General features: G+C 45.9%; 14 protein-coding genes and 1 pseudogene. 10 read left to right on the forward strand and 5 right to left on the reverse strand.

The genetic code is table 11. The features are described 5' to 3' along the window. Window positions 1-184: hypothetical protein (locus AC06ND_RS06340; RefSeq protein WP_475678153.1), on the reverse strand; the 184-nt coding region annotated here is incomplete at its 3' end. Window positions 185-220: 36 nt separating this feature from the next. Next, the gene (gene mfd, locus AC06ND_RS06345; protein WP_475678154.1) at window positions 221-3,274 is read right to left on the reverse strand and encodes a transcription-repair coupling factor; all 3,054 of its coding nucleotides are present in this window, start codon (window positions 3,272-3,274) and stop codon (window positions 221-223) included. Between the two features lie 424 nt (window positions 3,275-3,698). On the opposite strand from mfd, the gene ruvB reads away from it, so the two are divergent. The 3 genes from ruvB to AC06ND_RS06360 are packed head-to-tail and all read left to right on the forward strand — an operon-like array spanning window position 3,699 to window position 7,511. Next, window positions 3,699-4,727: a Holliday junction branch migration DNA helicase RuvB gene (gene ruvB, locus AC06ND_RS06350; protein ID WP_475678155.1), complete on the forward strand. Its 1,029-nt coding sequence runs from the start codon at window positions 3,699-3,701 to the stop codon at window positions 4,725-4,727. Between the two features lie 51 nt (window positions 4,728-4,778). Next, window positions 4,779-6,725, forward strand: a complete 1,947-nt coding sequence (locus AC06ND_RS06355; protein WP_475678156.1) for a fumarate reductase/succinate dehydrogenase flavoprotein subunit — start codon at window positions 4,779-4,781, stop codon at window positions 6,723-6,725. A 6-nt stretch (window positions 6,726-6,731) separates the two neighbouring features. After that, on the forward strand, window positions 6,732-7,511 hold the full coding sequence (locus AC06ND_RS06360; protein ID WP_475678157.1) for a succinate dehydrogenase/fumarate reductase iron-sulfur subunit: 780 nt from the start codon (window positions 6,732-6,734) through the stop codon (window positions 7,509-7,511). Window positions 7,512-7,606: 95 nt separating this feature from the next. Here AC06ND_RS06360 and hflX read toward each other — a convergent pair whose 3' ends face one another. Further along, entirely contained in the window at window positions 7,607-8,788 is a 1,182-nt protein-coding gene (hflX, locus tag AC06ND_RS06365; RefSeq protein WP_475678158.1) for a GTPase HflX, read from the reverse strand. Between the two features lie 58 nt (window positions 8,789-8,846). Then, window positions 8,847-9,539: an energy transducer TonB gene (locus tag AC06ND_RS06370; RefSeq protein ID WP_475678159.1), complete on the reverse strand. Its 693-nt coding sequence runs from the start codon at window positions 9,537-9,539 to the stop codon at window positions 8,847-8,849. A gap of 114 nt (window positions 9,540-9,653) precedes the next feature. Between AC06ND_RS06370 and ybeY the strand changes: the two genes are divergently transcribed. Then, window positions 9,654-10,073, forward strand: a complete 420-nt coding sequence (gene ybeY / locus AC06ND_RS06375) for an rRNA maturation RNase YbeY (protein ID WP_475678160.1) — start codon at window positions 9,654-9,656, stop codon at window positions 10,071-10,073. Beyond that, window positions 10,073-12,154 (forward strand): tRNA uridine-5-carboxymethylaminomethyl(34) synthesis enzyme MnmG, encoded by a 2,082-nt coding sequence (gene mnmG / locus AC06ND_RS06380; protein WP_475678161.1) that lies wholly within the window; start codon window positions 10,073-10,075, stop codon window positions 12,152-12,154. Before ybeY ends, mnmG begins: the two co-directional genes overlap by 1 nt. Window positions 12,155-12,168: 14 nt before the next feature. On the opposite strand, the gene ruvA is transcribed toward mnmG, so the two are convergent. Further along, window positions 12,169-12,762: a Holliday junction branch migration protein RuvA gene (gene ruvA / locus AC06ND_RS06385; RefSeq protein ID WP_475678162.1), complete on the reverse strand. Its 594-nt coding sequence runs from the start codon at window positions 12,760-12,762 to the stop codon at window positions 12,169-12,171. Between the two features lie 86 nt (window positions 12,763-12,848). Here ruvA and AC06ND_RS06390 point away from each other — a divergent pair, with 86 nt between their 5' ends. From AC06ND_RS06390 to AC06ND_RS06410, 5 genes and pseudogenes are all read left to right on the forward strand, one after another. Further along, entirely contained in the window at window positions 12,849-14,078 is a 1,230-nt protein-coding gene (locus AC06ND_RS06390; protein ID WP_475678163.1) for an aminotransferase class V-fold PLP-dependent enzyme, read from the forward strand. Further along, window positions 14,078-14,488 (forward strand): SufE family protein, encoded by a 411-nt coding sequence (locus AC06ND_RS06395; RefSeq protein ID WP_475678164.1) that lies wholly within the window; start codon window positions 14,078-14,080, stop codon window positions 14,486-14,488. Before AC06ND_RS06390 ends, AC06ND_RS06395 begins: the two co-directional genes overlap by 1 nt. 90 nt (window positions 14,489-14,578) lie before the next feature. After that, window positions 14,579-14,863, forward strand: a complete 285-nt coding sequence (locus AC06ND_RS06400; RefSeq protein ID WP_475678165.1) for an iron-sulfur cluster assembly protein — start codon at window positions 14,579-14,581, stop codon at window positions 14,861-14,863. After that, window positions 14,863-15,306, forward strand: coding sequence for a 2-amino-4-hydroxy-6-hydroxymethyldihydropteridine diphosphokinase (gene folK, locus AC06ND_RS06405; protein ID WP_475678166.1), 444 nt, complete (start codon window positions 14,863-14,865; stop codon window positions 15,304-15,306). The genes AC06ND_RS06400 and folK overlap by 1 nt, the downstream gene beginning before the upstream one ends. Window positions 15,307-15,324: 18 nt before the next feature. After that, window positions 15,325-15,650: pseudogene (locus AC06ND_RS06410) on the forward strand (glycine--tRNA ligase); the annotation flags it as partial.

Here is a 15,650-nt window from a genome sequence, read left to right on the forward strand (position 1 = left end):
TTCTCTTTGTCATCTCCCTGACAGTAGAAACTACCATCACCGAAGGCCTTTCTTTCGACGTGATTGAAAGAATGAAATTCATTATCCTTTCACCCTGATATCTGTATGTCTTTCCGAGGGTGGTACCCTCAGCCCATGCAGCCTTCAGAGCGGTATGTCCTATATCTATGATGAGATTAGCCACTATATAAAATTGAAAGTTCCGCAAAAATACGAAAAATTATAACTTGCTTATGAGAGTGAGCGCCTTTGAGATGGAGTCAACGTTCCTGCAGATAAACTTCATCTTTCCTTCAGACTGCTTGAACTCGTATGTGTTTCCGTATGAATTGGCATTCTGGAACACACGCTGCATCTTTCCCGTCTTGTAATAAGGATTCATCTGGTTGGAAATGAAGAACATTATCATTATTCCGTTCTTTATTATGACCTTCTCGAATCCTACTTTCTGTGCTATCTGTCTTATCTTGACTATGTCGAAAAGTCGCTCAAGTTCGATAGGCATCTTTCCGAACCTATCCTCAAGTCTTTCCTTCATCTGAGCAAGTATCTTGAAGTCAGTGATAGAATCAAGTTCCTTATATATTCTTATCTTCTCGGCGGTCACAGACATATAATCGTCAGGGATGAGTGCAAGCTGATCCGTCTCTATGACTACATCGGAAACATAGTTCTCTTCCTGGCTTGGGGTCTTTATACCAGTCTCCATTCCGAGTTCCTCCATTGCTTCCGCAAGTATCTTCTGGTATGTCTCGAAGCCCATGTCTGTTATGAATCCGCTCTGCTCCGCACCAAGAAGGTTACCGGCACCTCTGATATCGAGATCCTGCATGGCTATGTTGAATCCGCTTCCCAGGTCGGAGAATGCTTCTATGGCCTTGAGCCTCCTTCTTGCTTCGTCGGTGATGGATACCAATGGTGGAACTATCAGGTAGCAGAACGCACGCTTGTTTGACCTTCCTACTCGTCCGCGAAGCTGATGGAGATCGCTAAGTCCGATGTTCTGCGCCTGGTTGATGATCATGGTATTGGCGTTCGGCACGTCAAGTCCGTTCTCGATGATGGTTGTACAGAGCAGCATATCATACTCTCCGTCCATGAAATCGAGTATCTTATTCTCGAGTACGGTTGATTCCATCTGACCATGAGCGACACATATCTTCATGTCAGGTACGAGTCCATGAAGTATGTTCGCTATGCTCTCGAGTTCCTCCACCCTGTTGTGAACGAAGAAAATCTGTCCGTTCCTGTTGAGCTCATAGTTTATGATGCTGCGTATCTCATCCTTATCGAAGAGCATTATCTCCGTCTGCACGGGAATTCTGTTCGATGGAGGGGTATTTATGATGGAAAGGTCACGAGCTCCGAGAAGTGAGAATTGAAGTGTTCGCGGAATTGGAGTTGCTGTAAGTGTGAGCGTATCCACGGATGCCTTTATATGGCGCAGTTTTTCCTTGGCGCTCACTCCGAACTTCTGCTCCTCGTCTATGATGAGCAGTCCTAGATCCTTGAACTCAAATCCTTTTCCGAGCAGCTTGTGGGTGCCTATGACTATATCTATCTTACCGTTGCGAAGCCTTTCCTGGATATCTGAAATCTGCTTTGCAGTCTTAAGACGACTGACATATTCTATGTTGCACGGGAAATTCTCGAGACGAGACTTGAAGGTATTGTAGTGCTGCAGGGAAAGAATGGTGGTAGGTACGAGAACTGCAACCTGCTTGCTGTCTGCGACTGCCTTGAAAGCAGCCCTTATGGCAACTTCAGTCTTTCCGAATCCTACGTCTCCGCAGACGAGTCTGTCCATAGGACATGAGTCTTCCATATCCTTCTTCACTGCAGCGACTGCCTTCTCCTGATCAGGGGTATCCTCATACATGAATGAAGATTCAAGTTCTTCCTGGAGATATGAGTCCGGGGAGAATGCAAAGCCTTCTGAAGACTTTCTCTCGGCATATAGCTTTATGAGATCCTTCGCAATATCCTTGACCTTGGACTTTGCGCTGGTCTTAAGATTCTGCCATGTCTTGCTTCCGAGCTTGTTTATCCTTGGAACCTCAGAATCCTTGGACTTGAATCTCGATATCTTATGGAGAGAATGTACGGATATGAAGACTACATCGTTGTCCTTGTATATGAGCTTCACTACCTCATGCATCCTTCCCTTGTCGTCTCTCATTCTTACAAGACCTCCGAACACACCGACACCATAGTCGATATGGACAATGTAGTCTCCAATCTCGAATGAGGAAAGGTCGTTGATGGTGAGCTGCTCGCTCTTTTCTACGGTACGACGAATTGTAACCCTGTGGAAACGGTCGAATATCTCATGGTCGGAATAGCAGCAGACCTTGTTCTCATGGTCTATGAATCCAGAATGGATATTCTTTCCTGAGACGAATTCAGGTATTACTCCTTCGTTCTGGGAAAGAATTGAAGAAAGCCTATCAAGCTGCTTTCTCTTCTCACCGAAGATGATGACCCTGTATCCTGATTCTATCTTCTTTCTTATATCCTCGGTGAGGATTTCGAAATTCTTGTTGAATACAGGTTGGGGAGCAAGATTGAAATTGACCGTTTCCTCGTCCTGTCTGGAAAGAGGAATGTCAAGATACACTCTCTTGTATTCCATTATCCTTGGATAGAATTCCTTGTCCTTATACATGTCCGAGGAATCAAGCCAGAGAAGGCTTGAGCTAGGGATAATGTCAAATATGGATATTCCGTCTTCCTGGGAAGGATCGATTGCAAGATTCGGATATATGTCAGCCTGATCTACCTTCTCGATCGAGAACTGTGTATTGCAATTGAATATTGATATGTCGTCTATCTCATCTCCGAAGAGACTGAACCTGTAGGGGTTGTTCAGAGAATATGAGAATATGTCGACCACTCCGCCTCGGAGAGTGAACTGGCCTGGTTCAGAGACAAAGTCCACATTCTCGAATCCGGCATTGAACAGAGTCTCCTCCAGTTCCTGATGACTTATCTCATCTCCCTTCTTGAGACTGAAGAGAGGTTTGTCAAGCTTGCCGGCTGAAGGCAGAAGTTCTTCCACGGCCTCAGGATACGTGACGACGAATATGCTTTCACCTGACTTGGAGGCTTCCACTATCTTTCCTATCGCAGAAGTCCTCTGCACTCCGAGAGAGGATTTGTAGTTGCTCCTCTCTATGTTCTTGCCGCTTGCCGGGAGGAAGAATACCTTGTCACCCTCGGTCAGTCCATAGAGATCTGCAGAACAGTATTCTGCGGAATCCTTGTCAGGAAGCATTATGAAGTTTATTCCGTCGTATGATGTATCTCTTGCAACGAACCATCTTGCGGACAGAAATAGACCCCCGCAGAAAACCTCGTCTGATGATTTGATTTTCTGCTGAACCTGTTCGATTGATTTTGAACTTATCAACATCGTATGTCTATTTTCTGTTCAAAAGCGGTTGATAACCCTGTTGAAAAAGGATGAAAAATAAACTTGCAAAGAAGCCTCCAAGGCTGCTTATGACAATCTCCGAGGAATCAAAGGAAACAATCAACATTCTTCCAATAAATTCCCAATAAGGATATCAACAGAAAATGAACTCTCTAAATATTTGTGGGTCAGAAGAGAAAGATGCATTATCAACATATCAACCGCAAAATATACATCAACATCATTAATTAAAAATTGAATATCTTTGTATATAATTTTGTTTGCGATGCAGGACAGTTTCGATCCCCATGACGCCGTTTCCGGCAAAGATAGTGAATTGGACGGAATAATAAGGCCGCAGGACCTTTCCGAATTCACCGGTCAGGACAAGATAGTGACCAATCTCAAGGTCTTCGTACAGGCTGCGAAGATGAGAGGCGAGTCGCTAGACCATGTGCTCTTCCATGGCCCTCCGGGTCTTGGAAAGACCACTCTCGCCCATATCATAGCAAATGAGCTCGGAGTAGGAATGAAGGTTACGTCCGGTCCTGTGCTTGACAAGCCCGGCGATCTTGCTGGCCTTCTCACTTCGCTTGACGAAGGAGATGTGCTCTTCATCGACGAGATCCATCGTCTCTCCCCTGTCGTGGAAGAGTACCTATACTCTGCGATGGAGGACTATGTGATAGACATCATGATCGACAAGGGGCCTGGAGCACGCTCGGTAAGGATATCTCTCAATCCTTTCACCCTCGTGGGCGCAACCACCAGAAGCGGTCTTCTCACAGCACCACTCAGGGCAAGGTTCGGAATTACCTGTGCTCTCGAATATTACAACACCGAGACCCTCGAACGCATCGTTAAGAGAAGCGCATCCATACTCCAGATCAGCATCGAGGATTCCGCTGCAAGAGAAATTGCTCTTCGAAGCCGTGGTACACCTCGTATCGCCAACTCTCTCCTCAGAAGGGTCAGGGACTTCGCACAGGTACTCGGCAACGGACACATTGATCTCAAGATCGCCAACTATGCCCTTGATGCTCTCAATATAGACAAGCGTGGACTTGATTCTATTGATAATAAGATACTTAGAACTATAATCACTAAGTTCAAAGGTGGACCTGTAGGAGCAAATACCATTGCTACGGCAGTCGGTGAAGACCAGGGAACTCTCGAAGAAGTATATGAGCCTTTCCTCATCAAGGAAGGCTTCATAGTGAGGACTCCGAGAGGACGTGAAGCCACATCTCTTGCATATCAGCACCTTGGATATGACCGCAACGATCCTGACTATATAGAAAATACTTTATTTTAATATGTATTTTAGTTATATTTGCGCGTAGAAATTTCATTAAACTCAATAAAAATGGCCAAAGAATTGATTTCAAAGATTCCTGAGGGACCTCTTGCTGAAAAATGGACCAATCACAAGGCTCATGTGCGCGTTGTGAATCCTAACAACAAGAGAAAACTCGAAGTTATCGTTGTAGGTACCGGTCTCGGTGGAGCGTCTGCAGCTGCTTCACTCGGTGAACTCGGTTATAACGTGAAGATCTTCTGCATCAGCGACTCTCCTCGTCGTGCGCATTCAATCGCCGCACAGGGTGGTATCAACGCTGCGAAGAACTACCAGAATGACAATGACTCTGTTTACAGACTTTTCTACGAGACTATCAAGGGTGGTGACTATCGTAGCCGCGAAGCCAATGTATATCGTCTTGCAGAGGTCAGCAACAATATCATTGACCAGTGCGTAGCTCAGGGCGTGCCTTTCGCACGTGAGTATGGCGGACTCCTCGCAAACCGCTCTTTCGGTGGGGCTACAGTCAGCCGCACCTTCTATGCTCGCGGACAAACCGGTCAGCAGCTCCTTCTCGGAGCCTATGCAGCTCTCAACCGCCAGGTTGCAGCTGGTACCGTGAAGTCTTATCCACGTCACGAGATGCTCGACGTAGTCCTCATCAACGGTGAGGCTAAGGGTATCATCGCAAGAAACCTCGTGACCGGTGAAATCGAGAGATTCGGTGCACACGCAGTCGTAATCGCTACCGGTGGTTACGGTAATGCATATTTTCTTTCTACCAACGCCATGAACAGTAATGGTTCAGCAGCTTGGCAGTGCAACAAGAAGGGTGCTTGCTTTGCAAACCCTTGCTTCGCGCAGATCCATCCTACCTGTATCCCTGTACACGGCGACCAGCAGTGCCAGCTTACCCTCATGTCAGAGTCACTCCGTAACGACGGACGTATCTGGGTTCCTAAGAAACTTGAGGATGTAGCTAGGCTCCGCAAGCGCGAAATCCTTCCTTCAGACATCGCTGAGGAGGATCGTGACTACTATCTCGAGCGCCGCTACCCTGCTTTCGGTAACCTCGTTCCTCGTGACGTTGCATCACGTGCAGCCAAGGAGCGTTGCGACGCAGGCTTCGGTGTAAACGAGACTGGTCTCGCAGTATTCCTTGATTTCAAGAGCGCAATCGAGCGTATCGGTGAGGATAAGGTTCGCGAGCGTTATGGTAACCTCTTCCAGATGTATGAGAAGATCACAGGTACCAACCCTTACAAGCAGCCAATGATGATCTACCCTGCTATCCACTACACAATGGGTGGTATCTGGGTCGACTATAACCTCATGACTACTATTCCTGGTCTCTACGCTATCGGTGAGGCTAACTTCTCTGATCACGGTGGAAACCGCCTCGGTGCATCAGCCCTCATGCAGGGTCTTGCTGACGGTTACTTCGTGCTTCCTGCAACCATCGGTGACTATCTCGCAGGTCATTTCAAGGATCCTAAGACTGACACCAATGCTCCAGAGTTCGCAGAGGCTGAGAAGGCTATCAAGGACAAGATCGCCAAGCTCTTCGCAATCAAGGGTAAGAAGACCGTTGATTCACTCCATAAGGAGCTTGGTCATATCATGTGGGAGTACGTAGGTATGGCACGTAGCGCAGAGGGTCTTAAGACCGGTATCGCTAAGATCAATGAACTCAAGAAGGAGTTCTGGTCAAACGTTTACGTACCAGGTGAGAACGGTGAGTTCAACCAGGAGCTTGAGAAGGCACTCCGCCTTGCAGACTTCCTTGAGATCGGTGAGCTCATGGCAATCGACGCACTCAACAGAAATGAGTCTTGCGGTGGTCACTTCCGTGTAGAGTCTCAGACTGAGGATGGTGAAACCAAGCGTGACGACGAGAACTACATGTACGTAGCAGCTTGGGAGTATCAGGGCGAAGGTAAGGAGCCTCTCCTCCACAAGGAGCCTCTCAAGTATGAGAATATTAAGATTGCAACCAGAAACTATAAAGACTAAGCGAAAATGGATTTTAAATTGAAAATATGGCGTCAGAAAAACGCCAAGGTATCAGGTCACTTCGAGACATACGAGATCCACGGTATCGAAGAGGATGCATCATTCCTCGAGATGCTCGACATTCTCAACGAGCAGCTCATCCGCGAGGGTATTGATCCTGTCGCTGTAGATAAAGGTTGCAAGAGCAGTGGTCCTGTTTCATTCGATCATGACTGCCGTGAGGGTATCTGCGGTGCATGTTCACTTTACATCGACGGCCGCGCACACGGACCAGACGATGAGGTTACTACCTGTCAGCTCTTCATGCGTAAGTTCAAGGATGGTGCTACCATCACCGTTGAGCCATGGAGAAGTTCAGGCTTCCCTATCATCAAGGACCTCGTAGTTGACCGTCAGGCATACGATAAGATCCTTCAGGCTGGTGGTTACATTTCAGTACGTACCGGTGGTGTTCCAGATGCTAACTCTATTCCTATCGCCAAGGAGAATGCTGATTCATCAATGGACGCTGCTGCTTGTATCGGTTGCGGTGCTTGTGCTGCTACCTGCAAGAACGGTTCTGCAATGCTCTTCGTTGCTGCACGTGTAAGCTCACTCGCTCTCCTTCCTCAGGGTAAGATCGAGGCTGCACGCCGCGCAAAGGCCATGGTTGCAAAGATGGACGAGCTCGGATTCGGTGCATGTACCAACACCCGTGCATGTGAGATGGAGTGCCCTAAGCACATCACCATCGACCATATCGCAAGACTCAACCGTGAGTTCCTTGCTGCCAAGTTCAAAGACTAATCATCTTAGAATAAATAAAAGAAATAGGCTGGCCCGAAAGGTCAGCCTATTTCATATTATCATCGCTGCTAATGCAGCTACACTTTATTAGTCATTTACCAAAGGAAGTTATTGAATGGATACCTTCCGGCATGTATTTCCGATACTATCTTATAGATATCGTTCCTAAGCTTGTCTATTCCTATCTTCTCTCTTGCAGAGATGAATGTACATGGAGTATTCTCACTTGCTATCCAACTGTTCTTAAATTCGTCCAGAGTATAGTTTTCGGGCTTTTTAGGGGTCAATGAGAACTCGTCATACTCTTCATACCTATAGGCGTCTATCTTGTTAAATATGACCAAAACAGGCTTATTTCCGGCGCCAATTTCATTAAGAGTATTGTTTACGGTCTTCATCTGATCCTCGAAGTCTGGATGAGAGATATCTACGACATGTACAAGGACGTCAGCTTCCCTGACCTCATCAAGCGTACTCTTGAATGCTTCAATAAGCTGAGTAGGAAGCTTTCGTATGAATCCTACCGTATCAGAAAGAAGGAAAGGACAATTCTCTACGACCACCTTTCTTACAGTGGTATCCAATGTAGCAAAGAGTTTGTTCTCTGCGAAAACATCTGATTTAGCCAGGAGATTCATAAGCGTGCTCTTACCCACATTCGTATATCCTACGAGTGCGAGTCTGACCATGCTTCCACGGTTTCCACGCTGTGTTGCCATCTGCTTGTCGACCTTCTGAAGCTGATCCTTTAGCTTGGAAATTCTTTCCTTTACGATACGGCGGTCAATCTCTATCTGCTTCTCACCCATACCACCACGTGCACCCATACCGCCTCGCTGTCTCTCAAGATGCGTCCACATGCCAGCAAGTCTCGGAAGCATGTAATTGTATCTTGCAAGTTCCACCTGCATCTTTGCATAGGATGTTCTGGCACGCTGAGAGAAAATCTCCAAGATGAGACTAGTTCTGTCTATGACTGCGCAGGTCTTTACTATTTTTTCTATGTTTCTTTGCTGAATTCCTGTAAGTTCATCATCGAAGATGACATAGTCTATATCATTTGCGGCGCAGTATTCTGCTATTTCCTCCAGCTTTCCGCTTCTTATATAGGTAGCACCGTCAGGCCTGTCAACCCTCTGTACGAATTTCTTATCTCCTATGGCTCCGGCTGTCAGTGCAAGGAACTCCAATTCCTCAAGGTATTCCATTACCCTCTCTTCATCATCATTCTGCTTGATGATTCCGACGAATACAGCCTTGTAGTCTCTAATTTCCATATAGCAATAAAAAAGAGGCCGACATAACTGTCAGCCTCCGTAATATACTGTAAATCAATTATCTCAACTGGAAGATAACAGGGAAGGTGTAAGTTACACGGACAGCGCGGTCACGCTGCTTACCAGGCTTCCACCTAGGTGAGCTTGATACAACCTTCACAGCCTCTGCATCGAGTGATGGGTCAACGCCACGGAGTACCTTAACGTTAGTTACACGACCATCAGTCTCAACGGTAAACTGGAGGGTTACACGACCCTGGACACCGTTCTCCTTAGCAATCTCTGGGTACTGGAGTCTACCGTTCACCCACTTTGAGAACTCATTTGCGTCACCACCATTGAATGATGGCTTCTCCTCAACGAGCTGGAACGGAATAGCTTCCTCCTCGATTACCTCTTCCTCAACTTCCTCAACATAGTCATTGATCTCGACACCGAGGTTATCGTTATCCTCGAGGTTCATGAACATGTCGTCATCAACCTGGATCTCATCGTCGACGATATCGATGTTATCTGAAAGAACAGGAATCTTAGGAGTCTCTGGTGGTGGTGGAGGGGTTTCCTGGGTAATAGGAATCATCTCTTCTTCCTCTACGAGGGCTACTTCCTCTTCAAATCCTGCAGCCTGCTTCTCCTTGGTACCATACTCGAAAGCACCGAGGACAACGGCGAGTGAAATGCAAAGACCAATCTCTACAAAAAGAAGCTTCTTGTTTTCAAGATTGGCTTTAGGCGTTTTTTTCTCTTCCATATCTATTTTGAGTTTTTTGCTTTTACCGCGCTAAGGTAGAAATTATCTTTATTAATTCCAATTTTTCTGTTGATAAGTTTTAAATTTGCGTTGAAAACTTAAAATCGCAGGTATATGATCTCATATTTTTTCGAGGATACAGACTTTATATTTAAAGGAAAGACCAAGAATAACCAGTGGTTACGCCTTGTTGCAGAGAGCGAGATTAGAAGGATAGGGGATATAAACATCATCTTCTGTTCGGATAATTATGTGCTCGATATAAATCAGAAGTATCTTCAGCACGATTACTTTACTGACATCATTACCTTCGATTATTGTGAAGGTGACCGTCTTTCCGGTGACCTATTCATAAGTGTCGACAGCGTGAGGGAAAATTCTATCGAATATGGTACTGAGTTCGTCGATGAACTGAACAGGGTAATCGTGCATGGTGTTCTTCATCTTATAGGTTATGATGATCATAACGACGAGGACATAGCAATGATGAGAAAGAAGGAGAACTATTACCTTTCTCTTAGGGAGGTACTCTGATGCAGAAAAGATATGATGTCATAGTTATCGGAGGTGGTCATGCTGGTTGCGAAGCCGCGATGGCCGCTTCTTCCATGGGTTCATCTGTGCTTCTTATCAGCATGGACATGAACAAATTTGGTCAAATGTCATGTAATCCTGCAATAGGAGGAATAGCTAAAGGTCAGATTATCAGGGAAGTAGATGCACTTGGAGGTTACACTGGAATAGTGACCGACTCGTCTACTCTACAGTTCAGGATGCTCAATAAGAGCAAAGGACCTGCTATGTGGAGTCCTCGTGCTCAGTGTGATAAATCTCAATTTTCTAGAAACTGGAGGAAAATCCTCGAAAGTGCCTGTAAATTAGATATTTACCAAGATACAGTAATAAATTTTCTCTTTGAGAATTCAAAAATCGTGGGCTGCCGTACGACTACAGGCGCAATTTTCAATTCTCAAGCGGTTATCTTGACAGCAGGAACCTTCCTAAGCGGAAAACTATTCATAGGAAGAAATCAGTTTGAAGGAGGAAGGATAGGGGAGTTGCCATCTTATGGTCTGACGGAACAGTTATCTTCTATGGGGGTGAAGACTGCAAGAATGAAGACAGGTACACCACCTCGAGTAGATATTTCTTCAATCGATACGTCTAGTCTCCCAGCTCAGTTTGGAGATGAAAATCCTGATAAGTTCTCATATCTGCCTTATCTTTCCACAGCGCAGAATGGAACTCCTCAGATGCCTTGCTATATAGTTCACACTAATACGAGGGTACATGAGATTCTTAGATCCGGATTCAAGGATTCGCCACTATTCCAGGGACTGATCACTGGAATAGGTCCGCGTTATTGTCCTAGCATAGAGGATAAGCTTAGAACATTCGCTGACAAGGATACCCATCAGCTTTTCCTGGAGCCTGAGGGAAGAAGTACCAACGAATACTATCTTCAGGGATTCTCTTCATCACTCCCTCTGGATATACAGATGGACGCTCTTCATGCGATAGAAGGTCTTGAAAAGGTTAAGGTGTTCAGACCAGCTTATGCAGTGGAGTATGACTACTTCGATCCTACACAGCTCAGAGCTACGCTCGAGCTCAAGGATATAGAAAATCTATTCTTCGCCGGTCAGATAAACGGAACCACCGGTTATGAGGAAGCAGCAGCTCAGGGTCTCATGGCTGGTATCAATGCTCACCTCAAGGTACATGAGAAGGATCCATTCATACTTCGTAGAGACCAGGCATACATAGGTGTGCTCATTGATGATCTTATTACGAAGGGAGTGGATGAACCATACAGGATGTTCACTTCTAGAGCTGAGTATAGGATACTTCTCCGTCAGGATAATGCTGATTTGCGTCTGACTCCAATGTCTCACGGAATAGGCCTTGCTGATGATTTCAGATATGATTACACAATGAAGAAGTATGATTCCATTGATAGGCTAGGGAACTTCTTCAATGAGTATTCAATAAAACCTGAGGCTGTGAATGATTACCTCTCTTCTGTTGGTTCTGCAGAGATTCCTAACAAGAAGAAGATGTCTGAGGTTATTGTCCGTCCGCAGGTGAGTTTGTCTGAATTTATAAAGATTGTTCCACGTGGAACTTTTGAAAAAGCATCACTTGATCCTAAGAAGCTATATGACTTGGACTACTCTGAGATAAGTTCGACAGAAGTATCTTACAGGGATAGGCTTGAGTCTTCTCTGCTATCTCCTGCCGAAAAGTCTAGTCCTATGGATCAGGCTTTGTCTGTGTTGAAATACAATACTGACTATCCTATATCATATCTGGATGCTGAATCCATGAATGAAAAGCTAGGTGCAAACTATGGTAGGGAAGTACTGGAATCTTGCGAAGTTTCAGTCAAGTATTCAGGATACATCGAACGTGAGGCAAGGCTTGCCGAGAAGATGACCCGACTGGAGAATCTTACTATTCCTGAGAATTTCGATTTCGATAAGGTAGAGTCTCTGTCTATAGAATGTCGTCAGAAGCTTAAAAGATATAAGCCCGGGACAATCGCCCAGGCTTCTCGTATTTCCGGTGTTTCTCCGGCAGATATTTCAGTGCTGTTAGTATACTTTGGAAGATAATGTTCCACGTGGAACTATAGCTTCTTAAGAGCGAGCTTAATGATTGTTTCTATAGTTGCGCCAGGCTGATCCTTGATTATGCCGGCAACTACCTTGCTTACGTTTGCCTTTGTGAAGCCAAGCATTACGAGTGCCGTAGTCGCTTCTTCCACTATACTGTTGTCAGGTGTTCCGAAGATTACGCTTGTGCCATCGACTGCACCCTCTCCCTTGAGAACCTTATCCTTGAGCTCAAGGATTACTCTCTGTGCGCTCTTCAGTCCAATACCTTTCACACCCTTGATTCTTGCTACGTTCTCAGATATGATAGCTTCCCTGATTTCATCGCAGGTAAGTGAAGAGAGCATCATTCTGGCGGTGCCAACACCAACTCCGGAAACGCTGATGAGAAGTCTGAAAAGTTCTCTCTCGTCTTTGTCTGCAAAACCGTAGAAAAGTTCTTCATCTTCCCTGAGGACATGGTGCATATAGACCTTTGCCTCGTTGCATTTCTCGAGCTTTGAATAGGTCTGAATTGAAATCTGCGCATGGAAACCTATTCCGTTGCAGTCCACGACGAGATCGGTAGGAGTGATTTCCTCAATTTTTCCTTTAACGTAGTCAATCATCTTGTTTTAGTCTTGTAACACAAAATTATGATATTATTCTGTCATTTAAAACATAGTTTTACTAAATTTGCAAGATTAAGCGTTTTATGGCAACATTGGCAGAAATAAGAAATCAATTACCTGTTCTGGGGCGTAAGGTATACGGGAAAAATCTCGTATATCTTGACAATGCAGCGACGGCCCAGAGGCCTCGCAGTGTAATCGATACCTGGAACAGAATATCTACTGAATCCAATGCGAACATCCATCGTGCTGTCCACCTTCTCTCTTCTGAAGCTACGGACGCTTACGAGGATGCAAGGGATGCAGTGCGTGAATTCCTGAATGCTGCCGATAGGAGGGAGATCATCTTCACTTCCGGTACTACTGCGTCGATCAATCTTGTGGCTTTCTGTTTCGGTGAAGCTTATGTTCACGAGGGTGACGAGATAATCGTTTCCGCCGTTGAGCATCATTCGAACATCGTCCCTTGGCAGCTTATGTGCCTTAGAAAAAAGGCGAGCCTCAAGGTAATTCCTGTTGATGACGAGGGACATCTGATAGTAGGTGCGCTTGACGAGCTCATCACCGACAGGACCAGGATAATCGCGGTGACTCAGATTTCGAATGTACTCGGAATAGTCAATCCTGTGAATGAGATCATCGCAAAGGCACATGCGAAGAATGTTCCCGTTCTCGTAGACGGAGCGCAGGGTATAGTTCATTGCGACGTTGACGTGCAGGATCTCGACTGTGATTTCTACGCTTTCTCCGGACACAAGCTCTACGCAGCTACCGGAACAGGAGTCCTCTATGCTAAGAGGAGATTCCTCGAGGAGATGCCACCGTACATGGGCGGAGGTGAAATGGTCGGAACAGTGAGCTTTGAAACCACTTCATACGCCGATATTCCGCACAAGTATGAAGCCGGCACTCAGAATTTCGCATCCACAGCGACTTTAAAGGATGCTATAGAATTCTGTAAACAATTGAAAGATAAAGAGTTAGAGTCTGAAATAGAGAGAATTTCAGTGTACATGGAAAGTGAGCTGAAAAAAATTGACGGACTCAGACTATACGGTCTCCCTCGCGAGGATGAGAAGAAGATTCCTCTCTATTCATTCTCCGTCGAAGGTGTACACCATGAGGATCTTGCTCTGATACTTGACAAGATGGGTGTGGCAGTGCGATCTGGACAGATGTGTGCAGAACCGGTGATGGATAGGTTTGGAGTGACAGGTATGCTCAGGGCGTCGTTCGCTCCATACAACACCCTGGAGGAGGCAGAGTATTTCATTAAGTCGCTCAAGAGGGCGATATCAATGCTGAAAGACTGATGGAATTGTTCGAAATAGAAAACGAAGTTATCGAGGAATTCTCGATGTTCGACGAGTGGCTCGACAAGTACGAGTACATAATTGACATGGGAAAGTCCCTGGAAGAGTTCCCGCAGGAAAAGAAGACCGATGACAGACTCATAAAGGGCTGCCAGTCGAGGGTATGGCTTGATTCATGCTTCAGCGACGGCAAGGTGTTCTTCACTGCGGACAGCGATGCAATCATCACGAAGGGAATCATCTCCCTTCTTATCAGGATATATTCGGGAAGGACTCCTCAGGAAATCCTCTCGTCGGACTTTTCTGTTGTGGAGAAGATCGGACTTAGGGAGAACCTCAGCCCTACGAGGGCGAACGGGCTCGTGTCCATGATAGAGAAGATACGCGCAATTGCGCAGGAGAACAGCTAGAGGGCTTTAATACGGAGTGCTGTGAAGATACTTAGGAAGCTCAGAAGGCTAAGAAACATAAAGAGACATATGTTGGAAAGAGATATAATAATGGCTTTGAGGCAGGTCTATGATCCCGAAATTCCGGTGAACATTTATGACCTCGGACTCATCTATGAACTCAAGGTCGACGAAGGACACAATGTATACATCCAGATGACCTTGACGGCACCGAACTGTCCGATGGCGGACTATGTGGTAGGTCAGGTGAAGGAGGCTGTGGAGGATGTTCCGGGTGTCGTGAGCGCACAGATAGATCTTGTATTTGACCCGGTATGGGACAAGAGCAGGATGTCGGAAGAGGCTCTCGTGGAACTTGGAATGGACGTCGACTGATGAAGGAAAATGTCTTTCTTTCCCTGGGTTCCAATCAAGGTGACAGAAGATACAACCTTGACAGGGCTACGGAACTGCTGGCCGAAGGTCTGGGAGAAATGCCTGTGGCAGTCTCGGACTATATCGAGACTGAGTCTTGGGGCTTTGAAGCCCCGGATTTCCTGAATTCGGTGGTCGCGTTCAGCCTTGAAGATCCGGATGGTTTCTCCATCCTTGCCCTGTGCAAGGAGATAGAGAGGACAATGGGAAGGGAAGAGAATGTCGAATATGACGGCGAGGGAAAGCGAATTTACCATTCCAGGCCGATAGATATCGACATCATAGAGATCGGAGAAAGGAAGATAGAGAGCGAGACTCTCATAGTTCCTCATCCGCTTGCCGACGAAAGAGATTTCGTGAAGATACCTCTGGCACAGGTAAAGAAAAAGTTGAGTAATATTTAAATAATACAATAGGATTATATGACACAGGAAGAACTTTTCAAGGTACTCGTCGCTCACTGCAAGGAGTATGGTTTCATTTTCCCATCCAGTGAGATCTATGACGGCCTTGGCGCCGTATACGATTACGGCCAGCTTGGTTCCGAGCTCAAGCAGAACATCAAGAGCTACTGGTGGAACGCAATGACTCGCCTCAACGAGAACATCGTAGGTATCGATTCAGCAATCTTCATGCACCCACGCATCTGGGAGGCATCAGGCCATGTAGGACACTTCAATGATCCTCTCATCGACAATAAGGACTCAAAGAAGAGATATCGTGCAGACGTCCTCATCGAGGATTATCT

The organism is Candidatus Cryptobacteroides sp. (assembly GCF_056207615.1).

Bases quoted from the DNA above. Each gene is read 5' to 3' on its own strand.
- AC06ND_RS06390 (WP_475678163.1), top strand. From the start codon at position 12,849: ATGGCAACATTGGCAGAAATAAGAAATCAATTACCTGTTCTGGGGCGT.
- ruvB (WP_475678155.1), top strand. From the start codon at position 3,699: ATGCAGGACAGTTTCGATCCCCATGACGCCGTTTCCGGCAAAGATAGT.
- AC06ND_RS06400 (WP_475678165.1), top strand. From the start codon at position 14,579: ATGGCTTTGAGGCAGGTCTATGATCCCGAAATTCCGGTGAACATTTAT.
- hflX (WP_475678158.1), bottom strand. From the start codon at position 8,788: ATGGAAATTAGAGACTACAAGGCTGTATTCGTCGGAATCATCAAGCAG.
- AC06ND_RS06355 (WP_475678156.1), top strand. From the start codon at position 4,779: ATGGCCAAAGAATTGATTTCAAAGATTCCTGAGGGACCTCTTGCTGAA.
- AC06ND_RS06395 (WP_475678164.1), top strand. From the start codon at position 14,078: ATGGAATTGTTCGAAATAGAAAACGAAGTTATCGAGGAATTCTCGATG.
- folK (WP_475678166.1), top strand. From the start codon at position 14,863: ATGAAGGAAAATGTCTTTCTTTCCCTGGGTTCCAATCAAGGTGACAGA.
- AC06ND_RS06360 (WP_475678157.1), top strand. From the start codon at position 6,732: ATGGATTTTAAATTGAAAATATGGCGTCAGAAAAACGCCAAGGTATCA.
- ruvA (WP_475678162.1), bottom strand. From the start codon at position 12,762: ATGATTGACTACGTTAAAGGAAAAATTGAGGAAATCACTCCTACCGAT.
- AC06ND_RS06370 (WP_475678159.1), bottom strand. From the start codon at position 9,539: ATGGAAGAGAAAAAAACGCCTAAAGCCAATCTTGAAAACAAGAAGCTT.
- mnmG (WP_475678161.1), top strand. From the start codon at position 10,073: ATGCAGAAAAGATATGATGTCATAGTTATCGGAGGTGGTCATGCTGGT.
- mfd (WP_475678154.1), bottom strand. From the start codon at position 3,274: ATGCTTCCTGACAAGGATTCCGCAGAATACTGTTCTGCAGATCTCTAT.
- ybeY (WP_475678160.1), top strand. From the start codon at position 9,654: ATGATCTCATATTTTTTCGAGGATACAGACTTTATATTTAAAGGAAAG.